The sequence below is a fragment of the Bosea sp. Tri-49 genome, assembly GCF_003952665.1.
GTDB lineage: Bacteria > Pseudomonadota > Alphaproteobacteria > Rhizobiales > Beijerinckiaceae > Allobosea.
Genome location: NZ_CP017946.1, coordinates 5,576,590 through 5,597,485, shown reverse-complemented (window position 1 = coordinate 5,597,485; position 20,896 = coordinate 5,576,590). Strand labels below are relative to the sequence as shown.

General features: G+C 66.3%; 20 protein-coding genes. 14 read left to right on the top strand and 6 right to left on the bottom strand.

Features of this window, described 5'->3' with window-relative positions:
* Positions 1 to 26: 26 nt before the first annotated feature.
* On the bottom strand, positions 27 to 890 hold the full coding sequence (locus tag BLM15_RS26980) for a LysR substrate-binding domain-containing protein (protein ID WP_126115635.1): 864 nt from the start codon (positions 888 to 890) through the stop codon (positions 27 to 29).
* 97 nt (positions 891 to 987) lie between these two features.
* On the opposite strand from BLM15_RS26980, the gene BLM15_RS26975 reads away from it, so the two are divergent.
* Together BLM15_RS26975 and BLM15_RS26970 are read left to right on the top strand one after the other, a co-directional pair.
* Positions 988 to 1,584, top strand: coding sequence for a LysE family translocator (locus BLM15_RS26975; RefSeq protein ID WP_126115634.1), 597 nt, complete (start codon positions 988 to 990; stop codon positions 1,582 to 1,584).
* Positions 1,585 to 1,744: 160 nt separating this feature from the next.
* Entirely contained in the window at positions 1,745 to 2,362 is a 618-nt protein-coding gene (locus BLM15_RS26970; RefSeq protein ID WP_126115633.1) for a GNAT family N-acetyltransferase, read from the top strand.
* Positions 2,363 to 2,381: 19 nt separating this feature from the next.
* Here the strand turns inward: BLM15_RS26970 and BLM15_RS26965 are convergent, their stop codons facing one another.
* Positions 2,382 to 3,104 (bottom strand): AprI/Inh family metalloprotease inhibitor, encoded by a 723-nt coding sequence (locus BLM15_RS26965; RefSeq protein WP_126115632.1) that lies wholly within the window; start codon positions 3,102 to 3,104, stop codon positions 2,382 to 2,384.
* A 165-nt stretch (positions 3,105 to 3,269) separates the two neighbouring features.
* Here BLM15_RS26965 and BLM15_RS26960 point away from each other — a divergent pair, with 165 nt between their 5' ends.
* Positions 3,270 to 3,698: a RidA family protein gene (locus BLM15_RS26960; protein ID WP_126115631.1), complete on the top strand. Its 429-nt coding sequence runs from the start codon at positions 3,270 to 3,272 to the stop codon at positions 3,696 to 3,698.
* 10 nt (positions 3,699 to 3,708) lie between these two features.
* Here the strand turns inward: BLM15_RS26960 and BLM15_RS26955 are convergent, their stop codons facing one another.
* Complete coding sequence (locus BLM15_RS26955) at positions 3,709 to 5,286, bottom strand: OpgD/OpgG family glucan biosynthesis protein (RefSeq protein ID WP_126115630.1); 1,578 nt, start codon at positions 5,284 to 5,286, stop codon at positions 3,709 to 3,711.
* A gap of 666 nt (positions 5,287 to 5,952) precedes the next feature.
* Here BLM15_RS26955 and BLM15_RS26950 point away from each other — a divergent pair.
* The 7 genes from BLM15_RS26950 to BLM15_RS26920 all read left to right on the top strand — a co-directional run bounded on the left by BLM15_RS26950 (position 5,953) and on the right by BLM15_RS26920 (position 13,658).
* Positions 5,953 to 7,098 carry a type III PLP-dependent enzyme gene (locus BLM15_RS26950; protein ID WP_126115629.1) on the top strand — a complete coding sequence of 382 codons (1,146 nt, stop codon included), beginning with the start codon at positions 5,953 to 5,955 and terminating at the stop codon, positions 7,096 to 7,098.
* 232 nt (positions 7,099 to 7,330) lie between these two features.
* Positions 7,331 to 7,867: a GNAT family N-acetyltransferase gene (locus BLM15_RS26945; RefSeq protein ID WP_126115628.1), complete on the top strand. Its 537-nt coding sequence runs from the start codon at positions 7,331 to 7,333 to the stop codon at positions 7,865 to 7,867.
* Positions 7,868 to 8,026: 159 nt separating this feature from the next.
* Positions 8,027 to 8,968, top strand: a complete 942-nt coding sequence (locus BLM15_RS26940; RefSeq protein WP_126115627.1) for a carbohydrate ABC transporter permease — start codon at positions 8,027 to 8,029, stop codon at positions 8,966 to 8,968.
* Positions 8,965 to 9,816: a carbohydrate ABC transporter permease gene (locus BLM15_RS26935; RefSeq protein ID WP_126115626.1), complete on the top strand. Its 852-nt coding sequence runs from the start codon at positions 8,965 to 8,967 to the stop codon at positions 9,814 to 9,816. Before BLM15_RS26940 ends, BLM15_RS26935 begins: the two co-directional genes overlap by 4 nt.
* 12 nt (positions 9,817 to 9,828) lie before the next feature.
* A complete protein-coding gene (locus BLM15_RS26930) occupies positions 9,829 to 11,163 on the top strand; it encodes an ABC transporter substrate-binding protein (RefSeq protein ID WP_126115625.1) in 1,335 nt (444 codons plus the stop codon).
* A gap of 129 nt (positions 11,164 to 11,292) precedes the next feature.
* Positions 11,293 to 12,123, top strand: a complete 831-nt coding sequence (locus BLM15_RS26925) for a phosphodiesterase (RefSeq protein ID WP_126115624.1) — start codon at positions 11,293 to 11,295, stop codon at positions 12,121 to 12,123.
* A 98-nt stretch (positions 12,124 to 12,221) separates the two neighbouring features.
* A complete protein-coding gene (locus tag BLM15_RS26920) occupies positions 12,222 to 13,658 on the top strand; it encodes a homospermidine synthase (protein ID WP_126115623.1) in 1,437 nt (478 codons plus the stop codon).
* A gap of 59 nt (positions 13,659 to 13,717) precedes the next feature.
* Here BLM15_RS26920 and BLM15_RS26915 read toward each other — a convergent pair whose 3' ends face one another.
* Positions 13,718 to 14,023, bottom strand: a complete 306-nt coding sequence (locus BLM15_RS26915) for a hypothetical protein (protein ID WP_126115622.1) — start codon at positions 14,021 to 14,023, stop codon at positions 13,718 to 13,720.
* Between the two features lie 122 nt (positions 14,024 to 14,145).
* Positions 14,146 to 15,192: a hypothetical protein gene (locus BLM15_RS26910; RefSeq protein WP_126115621.1), complete on the bottom strand. Its 1,047-nt coding sequence runs from the start codon at positions 15,190 to 15,192 to the stop codon at positions 14,146 to 14,148.
* 449 nt (positions 15,193 to 15,641) lie between these two features.
* Between BLM15_RS26910 and BLM15_RS26905 the strand changes: the two genes are divergently transcribed.
* From BLM15_RS26905 to BLM15_RS26895, 3 genes are all read left to right on the top strand, one after another.
* A complete protein-coding gene (locus tag BLM15_RS26905) occupies positions 15,642 to 16,676 on the top strand; it encodes an aspartate-semialdehyde dehydrogenase (RefSeq protein ID WP_126115620.1) in 1,035 nt (344 codons plus the stop codon).
* A 171-nt stretch (positions 16,677 to 16,847) separates the two neighbouring features.
* On the top strand, positions 16,848 to 17,774 hold the full coding sequence (locus BLM15_RS26900; RefSeq protein WP_236846809.1) for a DMT family transporter: 927 nt from the start codon (positions 16,848 to 16,850) through the stop codon (positions 17,772 to 17,774).
* A gap of 71 nt (positions 17,775 to 17,845) precedes the next feature.
* On the top strand, positions 17,846 to 18,733 hold the full coding sequence (locus BLM15_RS26895) for an alpha/beta hydrolase (protein WP_126115619.1): 888 nt from the start codon (positions 17,846 to 17,848) through the stop codon (positions 18,731 to 18,733).
* On the opposite strand, the gene BLM15_RS26890 is transcribed toward BLM15_RS26895, so the two are convergent.
* Positions 18,706 to 19,380, bottom strand: a complete 675-nt coding sequence (locus BLM15_RS26890) for a TetR/AcrR family transcriptional regulator (RefSeq protein ID WP_126115618.1) — start codon at positions 19,378 to 19,380, stop codon at positions 18,706 to 18,708. The genes BLM15_RS26895 and BLM15_RS26890 overlap by 28 nt on opposite strands.
* Before the next feature lie 149 nt (positions 19,381 to 19,529).
* Here BLM15_RS26890 and BLM15_RS26885 point away from each other — a divergent pair, with 149 nt between their 5' ends.
* Complete coding sequence (locus tag BLM15_RS26885) at positions 19,530 to 20,735, top strand: HlyD family secretion protein (RefSeq protein WP_126115617.1); 1,206 nt, start codon at positions 19,530 to 19,532, stop codon at positions 20,733 to 20,735.
* The last annotated feature ends 161 nt before the right edge of the window (positions 20,736 to 20,896 follow it).

Below are 20,896 nucleotides of genomic sequence, written 5' to 3'. Positions count from 1 at the left end.
CCGCAACCCTCGGCAAGGCCGGCAGGCTATGCGGCCTGTCTCGGACGCAGCCAGCCGGCGCGCAGATGGCGGGCGAGTTCACGCGCCGCTTCCGATGGCTGCGAGCGCGGCAGATGCAGCGTGATCGCGAAAGGCGGCAGCTCGGGTAATCCCTCCGCTGATCCGAGAATGTCGAGATCAGGCGGGACCGTGCAAGCGAGCCAGGCGGTAATGGCGAGGTCGGTCCGGACGGTCGCGGTGGTCGCATCGATATTGCCGTTCTCGAACACGCTGCGCCAGGCGCGGCCCTGTTCGTCGAGCGCCGTCGTTACCGCCGGCCGGAACGCACAGCTGTCGGCGACGAGCGAGAGCGGCAGCGGCTGCTTCAGATGGGCGGTGCCCGCCCTGGCCCCGACCCAGACCAATCGCTCTATGCCGAGGCATTCGCCGCCCGCAGCGGCGAGCGGCTGCTCGACCAGAGCCAGGTCGACCTCTCCCTTGCCGAGCGCCTCGAGCAATTGCGGCGAGGAGGCGCAGACCAGCGAGATCTCGACCAATGGGCTCGCTTCGGCAAAACCCTTCAGGATCGGCGCGAGAGACGTGCCGACGAGGTCATAGGGCACGCCGAGCCGCACTGTGCCGCCGAAACTAGTCGTCATCTCCGCCCAGATCTCGTCATTGAGGCCGATCAGCCGGCGCGCCTTGGCGAGCAGGCGATAGCCCGCGGCCGTCAGCTTCAGCCCACGCCGCTCGCGCAGGAACAAGACCTGCCCGAGCCGCCGTTCCAGCCGCATGATCTGCTGGCTGACGGCGCTCTGCGTCAGATGCAGCACATTGCCAGCCACCGTCATGCTGCCATGGTCGGCGACGGCGACGAAGGCTCTGATCAGTTCGAGGTCGAGATTGCGCATAACCAGAATTATGACTTGTAATGCTGAGTAACTTCAACATTCGTTTTCATTATTAACTGGGCGAACTTATTTCCATGGCTTCCGCCTGGAGCCATCCATGTCGCCAGACTCGATCCTGCCCCTCATCGCCTTCGCCACCGTCTCGACGGTGACACCAGGCGCCACCACCACGCTCGCCACGGCCTCCGGCGCCCATTTCGGCTTTCGTCGCTCCCTGCCCTTCATGGTCGGCGTCGCGATCGCGCTGGCAGCGATGGCGGTGGCCGCCGCTGCAGGCCTCGCCGGCCTGCTGTTGGCGATGCCCTCACTTGAATTCGCGATGAAACTCGCCGGGTCGGCCTACCTGCTCTGGCTTGCCGTCAAGATCGCCCGCAGCGGCCCGCCGCATCTGGATCGCAGCATCGCAAAGCCGACGAGTTTTGTCGGCGCCCTCTGGATCCAGCTGCAGAACCCCAAGGGTTGGGCGATGACGCTCGGCGCCACCGCATCCTTCGCCGGGCTCGCCCGCAGCGCAGTCGAACTTGCCGCCCTACTCGGAACCGTCTTCGGCATCCTTGCACTTCTGTCGCTGATGCTCTGGTGCGTCGGCGGCCTGCTTCTGGCGCGGCTTCTGCGGCACGCCTGGCAATGGCGCCTGCTCAATGTCGCGCTCGCGCTGGCGCTCGCCGCTTCGATCCTCACAATGTGGCGTTAGCGCGCAGCCTTAACCATTTCCGCCATTCTTACCGGCATTTAGCCGTAAATTGCCGCAATCGCGGCTCTTGTATTCCCTGATCGGAGGCTCATCTTGCTCTCCGAGTTAGGGAAGATTCGCCTCCTTGGGCAGCGCATCCGCGCTTTCACAGGAGTTGCATATGAATCGTTCGATCAAGCCTGGCGCCAAGGCCAGGCACGGCGAGGTCAGGCGTCTCTGGCCTGCCGAGCGTGATCTCTTCACCGCCCATCTCTTGCGCCTCGACGCCGCGACGCGGCGCGAGCGCTTCGGGACGGCGGTCACAGATGAGTTCCTTACGAGCTACGCCGAGACCACCTTCGGCGTCGGCGGGCTCGTTTACGCCTATGTCGAAGCCGGCGAGGTCCGCGGCGCTGCCGAATTGCGCGGGCTGGAGGAGATCGTCATCCAGACCGGCGAGGCTGCCTTCAGCGTCGAGCGCGACTGGCGCCGGCGCGGCATCGGCGAGGCGCTGTTCGGCCGCCTGATCACCGCATCGCGCAACCGTAACATCCGCACGCTCTACATGACCTGCCTGCCGGAGAACGCCGCGATGCGGAATCTCGCGCGCAAGTTCGAGGCCGAGATGGTCGGCGGCTACAATGATGTCGAGGGCCGGATCGCCACCGGCGCGGCGACGCCGTTCACCCTGCTCGACGAGGCGATGGACAACGCGCGCAGCTTCGCGACCCTGTCGCTCTCGCTACAGCGCAAATTCTGGCCCTCGGCCCTGTTCAGCCTGGCAGCCTCGCGGCACTGACCGAAAACGGGCGCCGCGTTCAGCGATTCAGCGAGAGCCCGGCGCCCGATTTCGTGATTGCTCCGTTCATGGCGCCGCCACTGCCGACGCGCAGGCGGGCCACCACCGAGCCGCCGCGTTGATAGAGATAAACCTCACCGTCGCGATAGTCCCAGGCATTGACCTGCTGCAGGTCGCGATTGCTGCAACCTGTCGCATTGGCCCGGTAGAGATCGAGCGAGGGCGAACTCGAAAGCTGCACCCGGCAGGAACCACCCGTCGCCTCCTGCGCCGTCCAGTTGCCGATGACGCCGTCGCGTGTCGAAACCGCGCCGCCGCGCGTCGAGCCACCGCCAGGCGTCGCGCCCGGATTAGCGTTAGCGACCTGGGGGGGCGCCGGTTCGACCGGGCGCTGCGCCGGCGGCTGCTGGCCGGGCTGCGCTGCTTGCGGATCGAAGAACGGATCATTCTGGGGCGGCATGCCGCCCGGTCCCGGCCCGGGACCGCCGGCCGGATAGCCGCCCGCTTGCGGCGGCGGTGCGCTCGGATACCCCCCCGGTGGCGGCAGCGGCTCGGAGGTGATCGGAGCAGACTGGACCGGCGGCGCCGACTGAATGGGCTCACCATAGATGGGCGCGCGGGCGACGGCCTGGCCCGAACCCGAGCCATATCCGCCGAAGCGCTGCGAACCGGCGCAAGCGGTCAACAGCACGAGAGGCAGCAGGCCCGCGGCCCGCAGCAGCGCAGAAGTCCTCAAGCTCATCCCCGTCATCTCGATAGCCCGGCCGTCCGAGGCATTATGCCAATGCCTCCTGAACGTGGCATGAGCGCGTTCAAAGCTGCAAAGAGGCGCCGGTCAAGTCCCGACATGGTTTTGCAGCATGCGCCCGGCGTGGCAGAACGATGCCCCCGCCATCCGGATCCACCGATGAAGCCGCTCAATCCCGCTACGATCCGCGCCCCTTTCGCCCGCTACAGCCATGGCGCCGAGCTTCCATCTGGCCAGCGGCTGGTCTTCTGCTCCGGCCAGCTCGGCATCACGGCCGACGGCACGATCCCCGAGGGCGTCCGCGAACAGGCCGACCTCTGCTTCGCCAACATCGCCGCGATCCTGAGCGAAGCCGGAATGACGTTGAAGGACATTATCCGTATCAACGCCTACGTCACCGACCGCACCCATATGAAGGGCTATATGGAATCGCGCGATGCCCATGTCGGCACCCCGCCGCCGGCCTCGACCCTGATGATCGTCTCCGGCTTCACGCTGCCGGAGTTCAAGGTCGAGATCGAAGTCGTCGCAGCCGCGCCGGAAAAGCGGCGCAAGTTGGCGCGGAGCACGAGCGCGCCGCAGTTCTAGAGCCGGCGCGTCAGCCGGCGTCGGGCGCTCGCCAGGGATAGCTCCAGGTCTCGGTCAGGGTCTTGCTGCCGCTCTTCAGGAAGGCGCGCATCTCGGCAAGCTGGCCCGGCTCGACCACGATGTCGATGAAGGCGCGGAAGCCGTCCGTCTTCGGATTCGGCACCAGGAAGGCCCGGTTGATCCGGCCATAGGCGATCGAAGGCACGATCTCGACCTTTTCCGGCTGCTTCAGATAGTAGCCGAGATCGCCGCCGGCGAAGTCGACGATGAAGCGCCGGGCGTTCTCCGTCACGGGCTCGCCCGAGCCGAGTGCCTTGGGCTTGGCTTGGTAAGTGTTGATCGCCCGCCCGCCAGGATGCAAATCGTTGGAATCGACCATCGCCGTCAGCTTGTAGCCGAAGCGGAACTCGCGGCCGGGCTCGAGCGGCGCCTTCGGCGCCCAAAGCGCGACGATGTTGTCGTTGGTTTCGTCGGTGGTCGGCAGCTCGATCAGCTCGACCACGCCCTCTCCCCAATCACCTTGCGGCTCGACCCAGTAGGAGGGCCGCAATTCATAGGCGAGGTCGAGATCTTGATAATGCTCGAAGGCGCGATCGCGCTGCATCAGGCCGAAGCCGCGGACATTTCGCTCGACGAAGGAGGAGGAGGCCGCGACGCGAGCATTGCGCAGCGGCCGCCAGATCCACTCGCCAGTGCTGGAATGGATCAGCAGCCCGTCGGAATCGTGCAGTTCGGTGCGGAAGTCGTCATAGAAGCGACGGTCGTTCTCGCCGGTGAAGAACATCGAGGTCAGCGGCGCCAGACCCAGCTTCTCGATCGGCTTGCGCGGGAACAGCACCGCGCCGACATCGACCACGCTGTCGCCGTCCGGATAGACATGGAAGCGATAGGCACCCGTGACCGAAGGCGAATCGAGCAACGCATAGACCGTGACGCGCTCGGCGTCGGCCGTCGGCGTCTCGACCCAGAACTCGCGGAAGATCGGGAATTCCTCGCCGCCGGGGATACCCGCTCCGATCGCAAGGCCACGCGCCGACAGGCCATAGCGCTGCCCGCGCCCGAGCACGCGGAAATAGCTCGCCCCGATGAAAGAGATGAGCTCATCGAAAACGCGCGGGTCGTTCAGCGGGTAGTGCAGGCGGAAACCCGCGAAACCGAGATTGACCGGCAGCGGCTTGTCGAATTTGGTCCGCCCGTAGTCGAAGAGATTGGCGGCGTATGGTACCGGCGTCGGCACGCCGTCCCGGATCACATTCACCGTCACCGGCCGCGTAAACAGGAAACCGGGGTGGAACATCTGCATCCGGAACCCGGAATTCGACTGGGCGAGCAGGGCCCGCTCCGGCCGAAAGCGGATCTCGCGCCAGGCATCGAAATCGAGCCGCGTCAGCGCCTCCGGCAGCGCGGGCCCCGCCTCATAGGGTACAGCGGCGATCTCGCGGGCCCGGCGCGCCACCTCCTCAAATCCGAAACGCGGCTGCGGCGGCGCCTGCTCCGGCTGCTGCGCCAGCAAAGCCTGCGGCGCCACGGTGGCACACAGCGCGGCGCTCAGCCCGGCGAGAACCCGGCGGCGATCGGTAACCGTCATGATCGAAGCTTGCCCCATCGATATAGGCGCGCGAAGGCGCGCTGGGCCAACGACTTAGGCGATGAAATGGGGCTGGTCTAGGGCACAGTCGCGGCCCGCGCGGGCCAGCGTTAAGAGCGCGTGAGGAGAGCACCCGGCCGCTATCGCCCCGTCCTTTAAAAAATCCGGTCCTGGCCGTCAGAAAAAACTTGAAGCCGGGATCACCCCTCCGTATATGGGGCTCACCCAATTCGCACGTGCCTGTGGCCGCGTGCTGGTCGGTGGGCATCCGGACAAGAGGCCGGACAGCCGCCAGGGATGGGAAACGGATGGAGGGGGATGGACATCCCCTCAAATCACGCTCCCGGCTCTCGCAAGAGGGCCGCTCCCGAACAGCGACCAGCAGCCGGAGGCGAAACCGGCGAACCCCGAATCTCCACGGGGGACGTAGCTTAAAGCAACGACGGAGCGGGCTTTTTTGGTCTCGTTGGTCCTCCAAAGGCCAACACCGAAGAGGCTTGTCCTTCATTGCCGGGCGTGCGGGGTTAATCTCCCAATCGACGGTGTTTCGGGTCCGGACGTCTCGTCCGCAATCCTAAGGCGTCTCCATCGCGCCTCGGATCGCGAACGACTCGAACGGCTACACGTCGTATCGGCGCCGCTTGCGCCGAAGAGGAGCAGCGTCTCATGACCGAGCGCATCCGTGAATTTCTGCGTGACCGCCGCGAGGACGGCCCCTGCGTCGTGATCGACCTCGAGGTCGTGCGCGAGAATTATGTTGCCTTCTCCCGGGCGCTGCCGGACACCCGCGTCTTCTACGCGGTCAAGGCGAACCCGGCGCCGGAAGTGCTGCGCCTGCTGGCCAAGCTCGGCTCCTGCTTCGATTGCGCCTCGGTCGTCGAGATCGAGCTCGCGCTCTCGGCTGGCGCCACGGCGGACCGCATCTCCTTCGGCAACACCATCAAGAAGGAGCGCGACGTCGCTCGCGCCATGGAGCTCGGCGTGCGCCTGTTCGCCGTCGACTGCCAGGCCGAGGTCGAGAAGATCGCCCGTGCCGCCACCGCCACCAAGGCTGAAGGCGCGCGCATCTTCTGCCGTATCCTCTGCGACGGCGCCGGCGCCGACTGGCCGCTCTCGCGCAAGTTCGGCTGCGTGCCCGAAATGGCCGCGGACGTGCTCGAGCATGGTCATCGCCTTGGCCTCCAGGCCTATGGCATCTCGTTCCATGTCGGCTCGCAGCAGGCGAATGTGAACGCCTGGGATTCGGCCCTGGCTTCGGCCTCGGCCGTGTTCAAGGAGTGCGCCACCCGCGGCCTTTCGCTGTCGATGGTCAACCTCGGCGGCGGCTTCCCGGCGCGCTATCTGCGGCCGATCCCGGGCGTCCCGGCCTATGGCGATGCGATCTTCCAGGCGCTGTCGAAGCATTTCGGCAACCGCCTGCCCGAGACCATCATCGAGCCTGGCCGCGGCATGGTCGGCGAAGCCGGCCTGATCGAGGCGGAGGTCGTGCTGATCTCGAAGAAGAGCGAGGACGACCAGGTCCGCTGGGTCTATCTCGACATCGGCAAGTTCAACGGCCTGGCCGAGACGATGGACGAGGCGATCCGCTACCCGATCCGAACGATCCGGGACGGCGACGCCACGGTTCCCTGCGTGCTCGCCGGCCCGACCTGCGATTCGGTCGACGTCATGTACGAGAAGACCCCGTACATGCTGCCGTTCAGCCTCGAAATCGGGGACAAGGTCCTGATCGAGGGCACCGGCGCCTATACGACGACCTATTCGGCCGTCGCCTTCAACGGCTTCCCGCCGCTGAAGCAGTACGTCATCTGACGAATAGGGGCTGGCTCGCCAGCCCCTCACCAATCGGGTCCGGCGAAGCGCCCTGCCAAGAATCGGCAGGCCGCCCGGGAAACCGGGCGGAACGTCCGCGCCTCCAAGAATGGAGCGCGGGCGTGGCTCCCGCCGGACCCTCTTCCACACATCCCTGTTTGCTTGTGGCCGCCTTTTCGGGCGGCGCCGGGAAGGTCCGCGACGAGGCGGGCGCTCCGGTAGGAGGTGCGTCATGATCACGATCCGCGACGAGATCGAGACCGATATCCCGGCCCGCGAGGCCCTGCTCGACCGCTGCCTCGGCGAGCGCCGCACGGCGAAGTCGAGCGAGCGCCTGCGCGACGGCCGCCTGCCAGCCGAGGGGCTCGCCCTGACGGCGGAGCGCGACGGCGCGCTCGTCGCGACCGTGCGCCTCTGGCATGTCGAGGCCAACGGCAAGCCGGCGCTGCTGCTCGGCCCGCTCGCAGTCGAGCCGGAACTCCAGGGCGAAGGCATCGGCAGGGCGATGATGCGCGAGGCGATCTGGCGCGCCGCCTGCCGCGGCCATGGCGCGATCCTGCTCGTCGGCGACGCGCCCTATTACGAGCGCTTCGGCTTCACCGCGGCGCCGATGGCCGATCTCGCCATGCCGGGCCCGGTCGAGCGTGACCGTTTCCTCGGCCTCGAGCTGCGCGAAGGCGCGCTTCAGGACGCGACCGGCGTACTGAAGGCCACGGGGGCGCTGATCCCGGCCGAGGGCGCGGAGGGTCTCCGACGTCGCGCCGCCTGACGTCGCAGCCTCGACACCAAGCTCAGCGGGCAGGCCCTAGGGTCTGCCCGTTCTGCGTTCAGGCGCCTGCTATTTCACCGCCTTCGTCGCTGAAGCGTCATCCTATCTTCACCGGACTGTCGTCCAGCAGCGCCATCACCCCCCGCGAAGGCGGGGATGATGGCGGACACGGTTCTGACGAGCGGATTGGCAAGGCCGCAGGCGCTGCGGCTCGCGACCTGGCGGCCTCGCCGTCAGACCATGCTTGCCTTCGGCCTGCTGGCGCCGTCGCTTGTCCTGCTGACGCTGTTCACCTACTGGCCGGTGATCCAGGTCGCCTGGCAGGCCTTGCACAACCAGATCAAGATCGGCGGTCCGCAGACCTATGTCGGCCTCGCCAATTTCACGGCGCTCTTCGCCGATGCCGCCTTCCGCAAGGCACTCGCCAACAACCTGCTCTATGCCTTCGGCACGGTGATCCCGAGCCTTGTTCTGGCACTCGGCTTCGCCATGGCGCTCGCGAGATCGAGCCGCGTCAACGCGCTGTTCCGCTCGCTGTTCTTCCTGCCGGTGCTGATCCCGCTCGTCGCCGCCGCCTCGATCTTCCTGTTCATCTTCCTGCCCAATGCCGGGCTGCTCGACTACCACCTCGCCAAGCTCGCGATCTCGGGCCCGAATTGGCTCGGCGATCCCGATATCGCGCTTTGGTCGATCATGGGCCTGACGATCTGGAAGAACGCCGGCTACTACATGCTGTTCTTCCTCGCGGGCTTGCAGGCGGTTCCGGCCGACGCCTATGAGGCGGCGATCCTCGACGGCGCCAATCCCTGGCAGCGCCTGCGCTACGTCACCTTGCCCTATCTCAAGCCGACCATCGGCTTCGTCATGGTGATCGGGCTGATCAACGTCGTCACCCAGGTCGACCACGTCTTCGTCCTGACCAAGGGTGGACCGTCGGACTCGACCAATCTCCTGCTGTTCTACGTCTATCAGCAGGCGGTCGAGAGCTACGATGCCGGGCGCGCCGCCGCCGGCACGCTTGTGATGCTGGCGCTGCTGCTCGCGATCTCGGCGAGCTCGCTGCGCACCCTCGAGCGCTCCTTCGGGGAGCGCGAGCCATGATCGAAGCCTCGAGCGGCGTCGCCAATCGCGAGATCACGCCCAGGCTCGGCTATGCCGCGACCTTGCTGATCGCCGCGCTCTGGATGACGCCCTTCCTCTGGATGCTGGTCGCCGCCTTCAACCCGCACACCTATGGCGGTTCCGGCATGGCCTCGCTGGTCCCGTCCTATGTCCCGACGCTCGGCAACTTCGCCGAAGCCTGGGCCTCGGCCGATTTCCCGCGCTACGGCCTCAACACCGCCATCATCAGCTTCGGCATCCTCGCCGGGCAGATCGTGATGATCACGCTCGCCGGCTATGCCTTCGCCCGGCTGGAGTTCCCCGGCCGGACGCTCTGTTTCTATCTCTTCCTGCTGCAGCTGATGCTGGCGCCGGTCGTGCTGATCGTCCCCAATCTGGCGACGATCGCGAAGCTCGGCCTCTATGACAGCCTGCTCGGCGTGATGGCGCCCTATTTCGCCTCCGCCTTCGGCACCTTCTTGATGCGCCAGGCCTTCAGGGCGATCCCGCGCGAGCTTGAGGACGCAGCGCTGATCGACGGCGCCAGCGTCTGGCAGCGCATCGGCTTCATCTATCTGCCGCTGGCGAAGCCCTCGCTGATCGCCTTCGGAATCGTCTCCGTCACCAGCCATTGGAACGAGTTCCTCTGGCCCCTGATGGTGATCAACTCGCCGGATCTGCGCCCGCTCACCGTCGGCCTCGCCTCGTTCACCCGCGGTGCCGAGGGCGCGCAGGCCTGGGGCGTCATCGCCGCCGGCACCCTGATGGTCAGCGCGCCGCTGCTGATCGCCTTCGCGCTGTTCCAGCGTGCCTTCGTCAATTCCTTCGTCTCGTCAGGCATCAAATAAGGGGTCCAGACAATGACCAGCACCACCCGCAGATCGGTTCTCGCCGGCGCAGCCTTTGCCGCCTCCTTCGCCATCACACCGGCCTTCGCCCAGGCGCCGACCGAGATCGAGCTGTTCTTCCCGGTCCCGGTCGACGGCCAGCTCGCCCGCGACATGACCGCGCTGATCAAGGAGTTCAACGAGAAGAACCCGGCGATCAAGGCGACGCCGGTCTACACCGGCTCCTATGACGAGACCCTGATCAAGACCCGCGCCGCAATGAAGGCCGGCAAGCCGCCGGCGGCAGTGATCATGTCGGCCAACTTCCTGCTCGACCTCAAGATCGAGGGCGAGATCCAGAAGCTCGACGATCTGATCAAGACCGACGGCAAGACCAACGAGGCCTATATGGGCCAGTTCTTCCGCGCCCTGCACGGCAATGCCGTGCTCGACCGCTCGGTCTACGGCGTGCCCTTCCACAACTCGACGCCGCTGCTCTACGTCAATGCCGACCACTTCAAGGAAGCCGGCCTCGATCCCGAGAAGCTACCTTCGAACTGGGAAGAGCTCGCCTCCGCGGCGAAGAAGCTGACCAAGCGCGAAGGCGATCGCGTCACCCGCTGGGGCATTATCGCGCCGTCCAACTACGACTATGGCGGCTGGATCCTGCAGGCCCTGACCCAGTCCAATGGCGGCCAGTGGTTCAACGTCGATTACGGCGGCGAGGTCTATTACGACAGCCCGTCAATGCTCGGCGCCCTGACCTTCTGGTCGGATCTCGTCGGCAAGCACAAGGTCCATCCCGCCGGCGTGCAGGCGGGCGGCGCGGTCTCGACCGCCTTCCTCTCCGGCCAGGCCTCGATGGTGCTGCTCTCGACCGGCTCGCTCACCCATATCCGCACCAACGCGAAGTTCCCCTACAAGGTCGCCTTCGTGCCGAAGAACGTGAAGAACGAGGTGCCGATCGGCGGCGCCTCGCTCGTTATCCCAACCGGGGTCGAGGGTGAGCGCCGCAAGGCGGCCTGGACCCTGATCAACTGGATGACCTCACCGGAGAAATCGGGCTGGTGGAGCCGCGCCACCGGATACTTCGCCCCGAACATGGCGGCCTACGAGCTGCCGGAGATGAAGGAATTCATCGCCAAGAACCCGGATGCCGGCATCGCCGTCAGCCAGCTCGCCTACGCCAAGCCCTGGTTCGCGACCTACAAGACCGTTCCGGTCCGCAAGGCGATCGAGGACGAGCTGCAGGCCGTGCTCTCTGGCAAGAAGCAGCCTAAGGAGGCGCTGGTCTCGGCGCAGAAGACCGCCGACGAGATCATGAAGCCTTATGTCGAGCAGACCGCGCTCAAGCTGCCAACGAACTGAAAAGCAGCCGTCATCGTCATGGCCGGGCTTGCCCCGGCCATCCACGTTGCCCCTTCATCCACGTCGCAAGACGTGGATGCTCGGCACAAGGCCGAGCATGACGGGGACCAAGATCCGGACCGTAACTCCATGCTGATCGCCCATATCACCGACCTGCACATCCGCCCGCTCGGCAAGCCGGCCTATCGCGTCTCCGAGACCAATGCCCTGACCGAGCGCGCGCTCGACGTGGTCGCCGCCCTCCGCCCGCGCCCGGATGCGTTGGTGATCACCGGCGATCTCACCGATTGCGGTCTCGCCGAGGAATATGAGCTGCTGGCAAACCTGCTCACGCGCATCGACGTGCCCGTGCTGCTCCTCCCCGGCAATCACGACCGCCGCGAAACCTTGGCGGCCGGCCTCGAACTCGGACCGCATGCGGTTCTCGACGACGGCTTCATTCAGTTCAGCGCCGATCTCGGCGACATCAGACTGATCGGCCTCGACACCCTTCTACCGGGCCAGAGCGCCGGCGCGCTCTGCGACAAGCGCCTCGCCTTCCTGGAGAACGCGCTCGCCGGCGCGAACGGCAAGCCGGTCGTCATCTTCATGCATCATCCGCCCTTCGACTGCGGCATCATCCACATGGACCGCATCCGCCTGCTCGACGGCGCCGATGGCTTCCGCGATATCATTAGCCGGCATCAGAACATCGAGCGCATCGTCTGCGGCCACCATCACCGGCCGATCACGACGCGCTTCGCCGGCACGATTGCGCAGATCGCGCCGAGCGTGACGCATCAGGTCACGCTCGACCTCGCGCCCGAGGGGCCGGCCACCTTCCACATGGAGCCGCCGGCCTACTATCTGCACAGCTATCGGTCCGGCACCGGACTCGTCAGCCACATGGCCTATGTCGAGCGCTATCCCGGCCCCTACCCCTTCGTGCTCGACGCCGACTACCCCGGCGCACACGACTGACGGGCGTAGGCCTGGCGCCGGCGGGATTGACCCCCGGAACGGCAGGCCATACCAGCGTCCGCTTGTTCTGCAAGTAACCAACCCAGGAGTTGAAAAGAATGACGGATTGGCCCGTATACGGCGAGATCAGCGGCCCGATCGTGATGATCGGCTTCGGTTCGATCGGCCGCGGGACACTGCCGCTGATCGAGCGGCATCTCAAATTCGACAAGAGCCGGTTCGTGGTGATCGCACCCGACGACGACAACCGCGCCCTTCTGGACGAGCGCGGCATCCGCTTCATCCAGGAAGCCGTGACGCTTGAGAACTACAAGACCATGCTGGAGCCGCTGCTGACCGCGGGCGGTGGCCAGGGCTTCTGCGTCAACCTGTCCTGCGACACGGGTTCGCGCGACATCATGGAGCTCTGCTCCAGCCTTGGCGCACTCTATATCGACACGGTCAACGAGCCCTGGCTCGGCTTCTACTTCGACGAGACGAAGGGTCCGGGCGAGCGCTCGAACTACGCGCTGCGCGAGATGACGCTCGCCGCCAAGCGCGCCCGCGCCCCGGGTTCGACGACGGCCGTCTCCTGCTGCGGCGCCAACCCCGGCATGGCCTCCTGGCTGGCCAAGAAGGCTCTGCTGAACCTCGCCGCCGACATGCGCCTCAACGTGCCGCAGCCGACCACCCGCGAGGAATGGGCCGGGCTGATGAAGCAGGTCGGCGTCAAGGGCATCCATATCGCCGAGCGCGACACGCAGCGTTCGAAGAACCCCAAGCCGCCGGGCGTCTTCGTCAACACCTGGTCGGTCGAGGGTTTCATCTCCGAGGGCGTTCAGCCGGCCGAGCTGGGCTGGGGCACCCATGAGAAGTGGATGCCGGACAACGCCCGCACCCACGAGACCGGCTCGCAGGCGGCGATCTATCTGATGCAGGCCGGTGCCGAGACCAAGGTACGCAGCTGGTGCCCGACCCCGGGCCCGCAATACGGCTTCCTGGTGACGCATAACGAGTCGATCTCGATCGCCGACTACTTCACCGTGCGCGACGAGGCCGGCAAGGCGATCTACCGGCCGACCTGCCACTACGCCTATCATCCGTGCAACGACGCCGTGCTCTCGCTGCACGAGATGTTCGGCAATGCCGGCCGCCCCCAGGAAGAGCACCACATCCTCGAGGAGAACGAGGTCATCGACGGCATCGACGAGCTCGGCGTGCTGCTCTACGGCCACGACAAGGGCGCCTACTGGTTCGGCTCGCAGCTCTCGACGGAGGAAGCGCGCAAGCTCGCCCCGTACCAGACCGCGACCGGCCTGCAGGTCACCTCGGCCGTGCTCGCCGGCATGGTCTGGGCGCTGGAGAACCCCAAGGCCGGCATCGTCGAGGTCGAGGAAATGGATCTCGACCGCTGCCTCGGCATCCAGATGCCCTATCTCGGCCCTGTGAAGGGCTACTACACCGACTGGACCCCGCTCGACGGCCGCCCGGGCCTGTTCCCGGAGGACATCGACACCAGCGATCCCTGGCAGTTCCGCAACATCCTGGTGCGCTGACCACAAAAGCAAAAGGCCCGCCTCACGGCGGGCCTTTTCGTTTCAAGCTTGCTGCCGGCTCAGAAGCGCGGCGTCGAGAAACTGTTGGCGAAGGGATTGGCGCCCGAGCCGATGCGCGACGGCAGCGTGCCCTCGCCGTAAAGCTCACCTGCCGCGGAATAGACCGGGCTCGCGACGATGTTCTGGGTCGCATAGCGGTTCATGCTGCCGACGGGCACCACATTGCCCATGTCGAAATAGCTGCGCTTCTGCACGGTGACGCGCAGCGGACGGCGCTGCTGCTGCGCCTCGGCCACCGATGCGGCGAAGGTGGCGGCTGCGACGGACAAGGCCAGGCCGGCGGCAAGGCGGGAAAGCGAACGCATGACGATCTCCTGAGGCGGTTGCCCCCGCCGTGGTGATGGCGGACCGGCTGTCGCTGACGATACAATTCCAGAGTTAATGCTTTTGTTGCGCCCCGCCAGTGCGCCGCCGCAACACGAGGCCGTTACCGCGCTTGCGCATGCTTGCCGCTGGTCGTGCGCAGGGCCGGCGCCTTGGCGTCGGCGTCGAGCCAGGAGCCCTTGCGCCCGGTCGCAGCGAGCCGCGGCACCGAGCAGCCCTGCCTGCGGTTGAGCTCGGTACGGGCGAAGCTGGCGCGCAGCTCCGGATCGTCACCGGCGCTCAGAAGGTCGATCCGATCGATCAGGCAAGTCAGCTGCGCCCTGTCGGCCGGCCTGGCCTCGCTGCCGCACCACCAGCCCGAGAAGGAGAGATGCGCCGCCGCATCGAGATGGCGGAAGGCAATGCAGGCCCGCCCGGCGGCGCCGTCGCTCAAGCCGACATCCGCAGTCTCGACGGTTCCGAATTTGGTCTCGATCGCCGTGGTGGCGCCGCTGCGCCCGACCGAAAGCCCGCGCGCTGCGCCCTCGCGCACCAGCGTGATCACGAAGGGCTGCGACAGGCCGGCAAGCGCTTTCTGCATCTGCGCGTCACGGTTGACCTGGAGCTTCAGCGACAGGAACGACTTGCCGTCATCGAACGCGCCGAAGGTTAGCACGTCCTCGCGCCCTTGGCCGTCCTGGCTGCGGCGCGCGCCATAGGCGCTGCGCTTGTCGAGTTCCGGGGATTCCAGACCGAAGAGCGCGATCGGGCGGCCGATCGTCACCCAATTCTCTTCCTTGGCGGCAAGTGGAAGCGCCTGCTGGCGAACATCGCGCACCGCAGGAACAGCCGAGGCCTCGGCCATCCCCGGCAGGCTGGCGAGCGCCGGATCCGAAGAGCCGGACGAGAGTGCCGCAACGAGCATCGCCGTCAACCCGACACCGGTCACGGCAGCAAGTCCGCGCCAGACGAGACCACCGGTCAGCCCGATTGCACCGGAGCGCAGGATGCGCCGGGCCGGCCGCATGATCCGCGCAAAGCCGGTCTCGATCGCGTCGGCAAGGTCGACCAGCCGCGCAGCGAGGTCGAAGCGTCCCGGCGCAGCGTTCGCCAGAACGTGCAGGCGCGGCTGAAGGCGCTGCCAGGTGGCGTTTATCCAGTCCCCTAACACAATAGACCCCGACCCGTTTTTGACCACCTGCACCCCTGCACGCAGCCCTCGCCCCACTCGCAGCAGAGCTTTCGCCGGGGCGAGTGAGCGGGTCGTTACCAGGCACCTTCCATCACGAAACAGGGTCAATGGCGGGTAAGGAGGCAGGGTTAATGCCGCAGGGCGGCTCTGACGATTGACTTTTTACGACGGCTTGTGTTTGGGATTGCTGGCCGGACATTCTCCTCCGGCTTCGCGATGATGTTCAGGTTGGCTCTGTGACGTTCCGTCTGACGACGAAAACCACGACCAAAACGACGGCCGGGAAAACCCGGACGTCGCACTGACACGTCGCCTCGATTCCGGGTTCTCCCCCCCGGCCGGGGTCAACCGGCCGAACCCGCAAACGAGATCAGCGGCGACGGCTCCCCGGGGAGGCTGAACCGGTTTCGTCAGAAGGAATTTCCAGCATGAGCTTCAAGGTCGCGATCGTCGGCGCCACGGGCAATGTGGGCCATGAGATGCTCGACATCCTCGCCGAACGCGCTTTTCCCGTCAGCGAGGTCGTAGCACTCGCCTCCTCGCGCTCGATCGGCACCGAGGTCTCCTTCGGCGACAGGACGCTGAAGGTGAAGGCGCTCGAGCATTATGATTTCTCCGACACCGATATCTGCCTGATGTCGGCAGGCGGCGCCGTTTCGAAGGAATGGTCGCCGAAGATCGGCGCGCAGGGCTGCGTCGTGATCGACAACTCCTCGACCTGGCGCATGCACCCAGACGTGCCGCTGGTTGTGCCCGAAGTGAACGCGGCAGCAGCGGCCGGCTTCACCAAGATGAACATCATCGCCAATCCGAACTGCTCGACCGCCCAGCTCGTCGTCGCGCTGAAGCCGCTGCATGACCGCTTCGGCGTCAAGCGGGTGGTCGTCTCGACCTATCAGTCGGTCTCCGGCGCCGGCAAGGAGGCGATGGACGAGCTCTTCAACCAGACCCGCTCGGTCTTCGCCGCCGGCGAGGTCGAGGTGAAGAAGTTTCCGAAGCGCATCTCCTTCAACGTCATCCCCCACATCGACGTCTTCATGGAGGACGGCTACACCAAGGAAGAGTGGAAGATGATGGCGGAGACCAAGAAGATCCTCGATCCGAAGATCAGGCTGACCGCGACCTGCGTGCGCGTGCCGGTCTTCATCGGCCACTCCGAGAGCGTCAACATCGAGTGCGAAAAGCCTGTCACCGTCGAGGAGGCGCGCGAGGTGCTGCGTACCGCTCCGGGCATCCTCGTCATCGATAAGCACGAGCCCGGCGGCTACATCACCCCGCACGAGGCGGCCGGCGAGGACGCGACCTATATCTCGCGCATCCGCGAGGACGCCACGGTCGAGAACGGTCTCGCCTTCTGGTGCGTCTCCGACAATCTGCGCAAGGGCGCGGCGCTCAACGCGGTCCAGATCGCCGAGGTTCTGGTCAACCGCAAGCTGATCCAGCCGCGCAAGAAGGCTGCCTGAGCTCAGGCCGGACCGTTTAAATAAAATTTCAAGGCGGGCCTCGTGCCCGCCTTTTTCTTGCGCGGATGCATGGCGGCCGTGCCGGATTTGCGCAGGGCTCCGCCACGGTCGTCGGCTAGGGTCGGCCTCTCACCGAGATTCGCCGAAACCTTGCCCGATACCTTGACCAGAGTGCCTCTGCCGGTCGAACCAGCCCCAGCCGAGCCGCCGCAGCGCCCTGCACCGCGACGCGACAACAGCCTGCGCGGCATCGGCCTGATGCTGCTCGGCAGCGTCTTCCTCTCCGCCGCCGATGTCGCCTCGAAATACCTCACCGCCACGACGCCGGCCATCCAGGTCGTCTGGCTGCGTTATGCCGCCTTCGCGCTGATCATGCTGGCGATCGCCGCTCCCGGCGGCTTCAAGCAGCTGAAGCCGCGGCGCGCGAGCATGCAGATCCTGCGCGGCGTCGCCGTCACGGTCTCCTCGATCCTGTTCGTCTCGTCACTGAAGTACCTGCCCATCGCCGATGCGACCGCGACGAGCTTCGTCTCGCCGCTCTTCGTCACCGCCCTGTCTATCCCGATCCTTGGCGAGAGGATCGGCTGGCGGCGCTGGACCGCCACGCTGGTCGGCCTGATCGGCGTTTTGATCGTCGTCCGCCCCGGCGGCAGCGACTTCCAGCTCGCCTCGATCCTGCCTGTTCTCTCGGCAGCGACCTGGGCGTTCGCGCTGATCGTCACCCGGATGATGAGCGCGACCGAGAACCCCGTCACCACCCTGGCTTGGTCAGCCGTTGTCGGCTGCCTTGTGCTTTCGGCGCTGCAGCCGCTGACCTGGCAGCCGCTGACGACCGAGGCGGTGCTGATCGGCCTGTTCATCGGCGTCTCCTCGACCGTCGGGCACTGGTTCGTGATCCAGGCCTTCCGTCATGCCGACGCCTCGCTGCTGGCGCCCTTCTCCTATGTGCAGTTGCTCTGGGCCTCGGCCTTCGGCTTCATTCTGTTTTCGGTGCTGCCCGACGCCTTCACCTGGTTCGGCTCGGCGATAATCATCGCCTCCGGCCTCTACACCGCCCATCGCGAGCGCATCCGGGCGCGCAGGATCACGGGACGATAGGCTGAAGCTGCATCCAGTTCGCGGGCGGCGCTCTATTCAGGACTCTGCCCGCACTCTAGCCTCGGTCCGCAATGGCCTCTCTCATCGCCCTCGGCCGCCGCGCCTTCCTCACGGCTGGCTCCGCACTCCTGTCAGCCTGTTCGCCGCTCGGACTGCTCAATGCCCTCACGCCCGGTGATGCCGGCGGCCGCCTTGCGGCCAGCGACATTGCCTACGGACCGGACAAGCGCCAAAGGCTCGACGTCTACGTGCCGGAACAAGGCGCGGGCAGCGCACCGGTTATGGTCTTCCTCTATGGCGGCGGCTGGAACAATGGCGAGCGCGCCGATTATGCCTTCGTCGGCCGCGCCTTCGCGGCCCAAGGCTTCGTCACGATCATCCCTGATTACCGGCTGGTGCCACAGGTCCGCTTCCCTGCCTTCGTCGAAGACGGCGCCCTCGCCCTGCGCTGGGTCCGCGACAATATCGCGACTTACGGCGGAGATGCTGCCGGCATTGCGCTGAGCGGCCATTCGGCCGGGGCCCATATCGCGATGATGCTGGCGCTGGATCGGCGTTTTCTCGCCCGAGCCGGCTTGCCGCCCAGCTTCGTACGCAGCGTCGCCGGGCTCGCCGGTCCCTATGATTTCCTGCCGCTAGACGATCCACGCAGCATCGCCGCCTTTGGCGAATTCCCGCGACCGCTCGACACTCAGCCGATCAGCTTCGCCAGTGCTCGCGCACCGCGCGCCTTCCTCGCAACCGGCGACGAGGACGAAACGGTCAGGCCACGCAACAGCATTGCGCTCGCCGCAAAGCTTCGGGCTGCCGGGGCGGCTGTCGAGCTAAAGACCTATCCCGGCCTCGGCCATGCCGGCATCCTGCTCGCGCTGAACAACGGCTTTCGGGGCCGTGCACCGGTCCTCGCCGACATCGTGCGCTTCGCGAAAGCTCAGGATTCTTTGGGCGGCGCTCTGTAACGCGCCATGAACGTGATCACCGCCTCGCCGACGACGCGCGCAATTTCCTCCTCGCCCGGCGGCGTGCGCACGGCATTGAACAGGCGCGGGCGCATCAGGGTCGACTGGGAGAGATCGACGAACTGCGCTGCTGCCAATGCGGTGTCCTCGATCGCAAGCTCGCCCTGTGTCACGCGGCGGGCGAGGAAGGCGGCCAGCTGCTGCGCGCCCTGCATCGGGCCGCGTTCGTAGAACTCGCGGCCGAGATCGGGCATGCGCTCGGCGACGCCGAGCACGATCCGGTGGGCGCTCAGCGCGAAGGGACCAGTCAACAGGCGCACCAGCCCCGCACCGAAATTCGTCAGCGCCAGACTGAGGTCGGGCTCCTCGGCAAGGGCCGCATACATGCCCTGCTTCTGCTTCTCGCGTTCACGCTCGATCAACGCGACGAAGAGGTGCTCCTTGTCCTCGAAATAGACGTAAAGCGTGCCCTTCGAGACGTTCGCCGCAGCGGCGATGTCGTTCATGCTGGCCGCATCGAAGCCGCGGGCCGCGAACACGGCATGCGCCCCTTCGAGGATCTGGTGACGCTTGTCGGGGTCGGCACCAGCGACGCGCCGGTTACGGGAGATCGCCTTGACGTGTCGCGGCTCCAGCGTCGCGCTCATTGTGTTCCATCCGTTTCGCGCATGTTCGCGCTTGCAAAAATAATCGAACCACTCGGTTCGATTTCCTCTTGATATGCACCGCGGACGGCGCTATTTCAACCGCAATCGAACCGAGCGGTTCGAATTGTGATTGTCAAGGCATTGTCACCATGACTGTCGAATCCGCCATTGAAAAGCGCTCCGAGGACCGCCGCGACCGGCTCAAGCTGGTCGACCCGGTGCTCGAGCAGACATCAGCCCCCGTCGAAGCCCGCAAGGCTGACGAGGAACGCGCGGCTGCCCCGCAGGCAGGCGACAAGCCGGCTCCGAAGCGTCGCAGCAGCAAGCGCATCGCCCTGATCCTCGTCGCCGGCACGGCGCTCGCCGCCGGTCTCGGGTTCGGCATCGACTGGTGGCGCAATGGCCGCTTCATCATCTCGACCGACGACGCTTATGTCGGCGCCGAGATGGCGACGATCTCGGCCAAGTTGCCGGCCAACATCGCCACGATCGCGGTCACGCAGAACCAGGAGGTCAAGGCTGGCCAGTCCCTGGTCGCGCTCGACGCCGGTGACCAGCGCATCGCGCTGGAGAGTGCACAGGCCAAGAGCGCCACGGCGAAGGCTACCCTGTCGCGCATCGACGCGCAGATCGAGGCCGCCCGCGCCAGCCTGCTGCAGGCACAGGCGCAGCAGACCTCGTCCGAGGCTGCCGTCACCCGCACCACCGCCGATTTCGAGCGCGCGAGCAACCTCGCCGCCAAGTCCTATGGCTCGCAGGCGACGCTCGACGCCGCCACCGCCGCACGCGATCAGGCCGCCGCCTCGCTCGCCAGCGCCAAGGCCGGCGTCGTCCAGGCTACGGCCAATATCGAGGTGCTGAAGGCACAGCGCGTCGAGGCCGCCCGCCAGATCGACGAGCTCAAGGTTGCCGAGGACAAGGCCAAGCGCGACCTCTCCTTCATGACGATCGCTGCGCCGATCGACGGCCTCGTCGCCAACACCAACATGCAGCTCGGCGATCTCGTCAGTGCTGGCAAGCGCCTGATGTCGATCGTCCCGCTCGACAAGGTCTATGTCGACGCCAACTTCAAGGAGACGCAGGTCGGCCCCCTGAAGATTGGCGACAAGGCGAAGATCACCATCGACGCCCTGCCCGGCCAGAGCTTCGCGGGCACGGTCAGCGGCATCGCCGGCGGGACCGGTTCGGTCTTCACATTGCTGCCGCCCGACAACGCCACCGGCAACTTCACCAAGATCGTCCAGCGTGTCCCGGTTCGCATCGCGCTGTCGCCCGTGTCGGCGGCCAGGCACGTGCTGCGTCCCGGCATGTCGGTCGTGGTTTCGATCGATCCGCGTCCAAGCACCGGAAACTAAGACCTCCGGGCCCCCGACCCGAGGAGCCATTTTCCGACCGGGAAATGGCGATGCGCAGCGGCTCATTCGCCCCTTCTGGGCCAAAGCGCACCGCGCCTTACGGCGCTCCTCGGGCCGGGGGCCCGGTTCCAACCCCAAGCTGAAGCCCGAAGCTGAAGCTC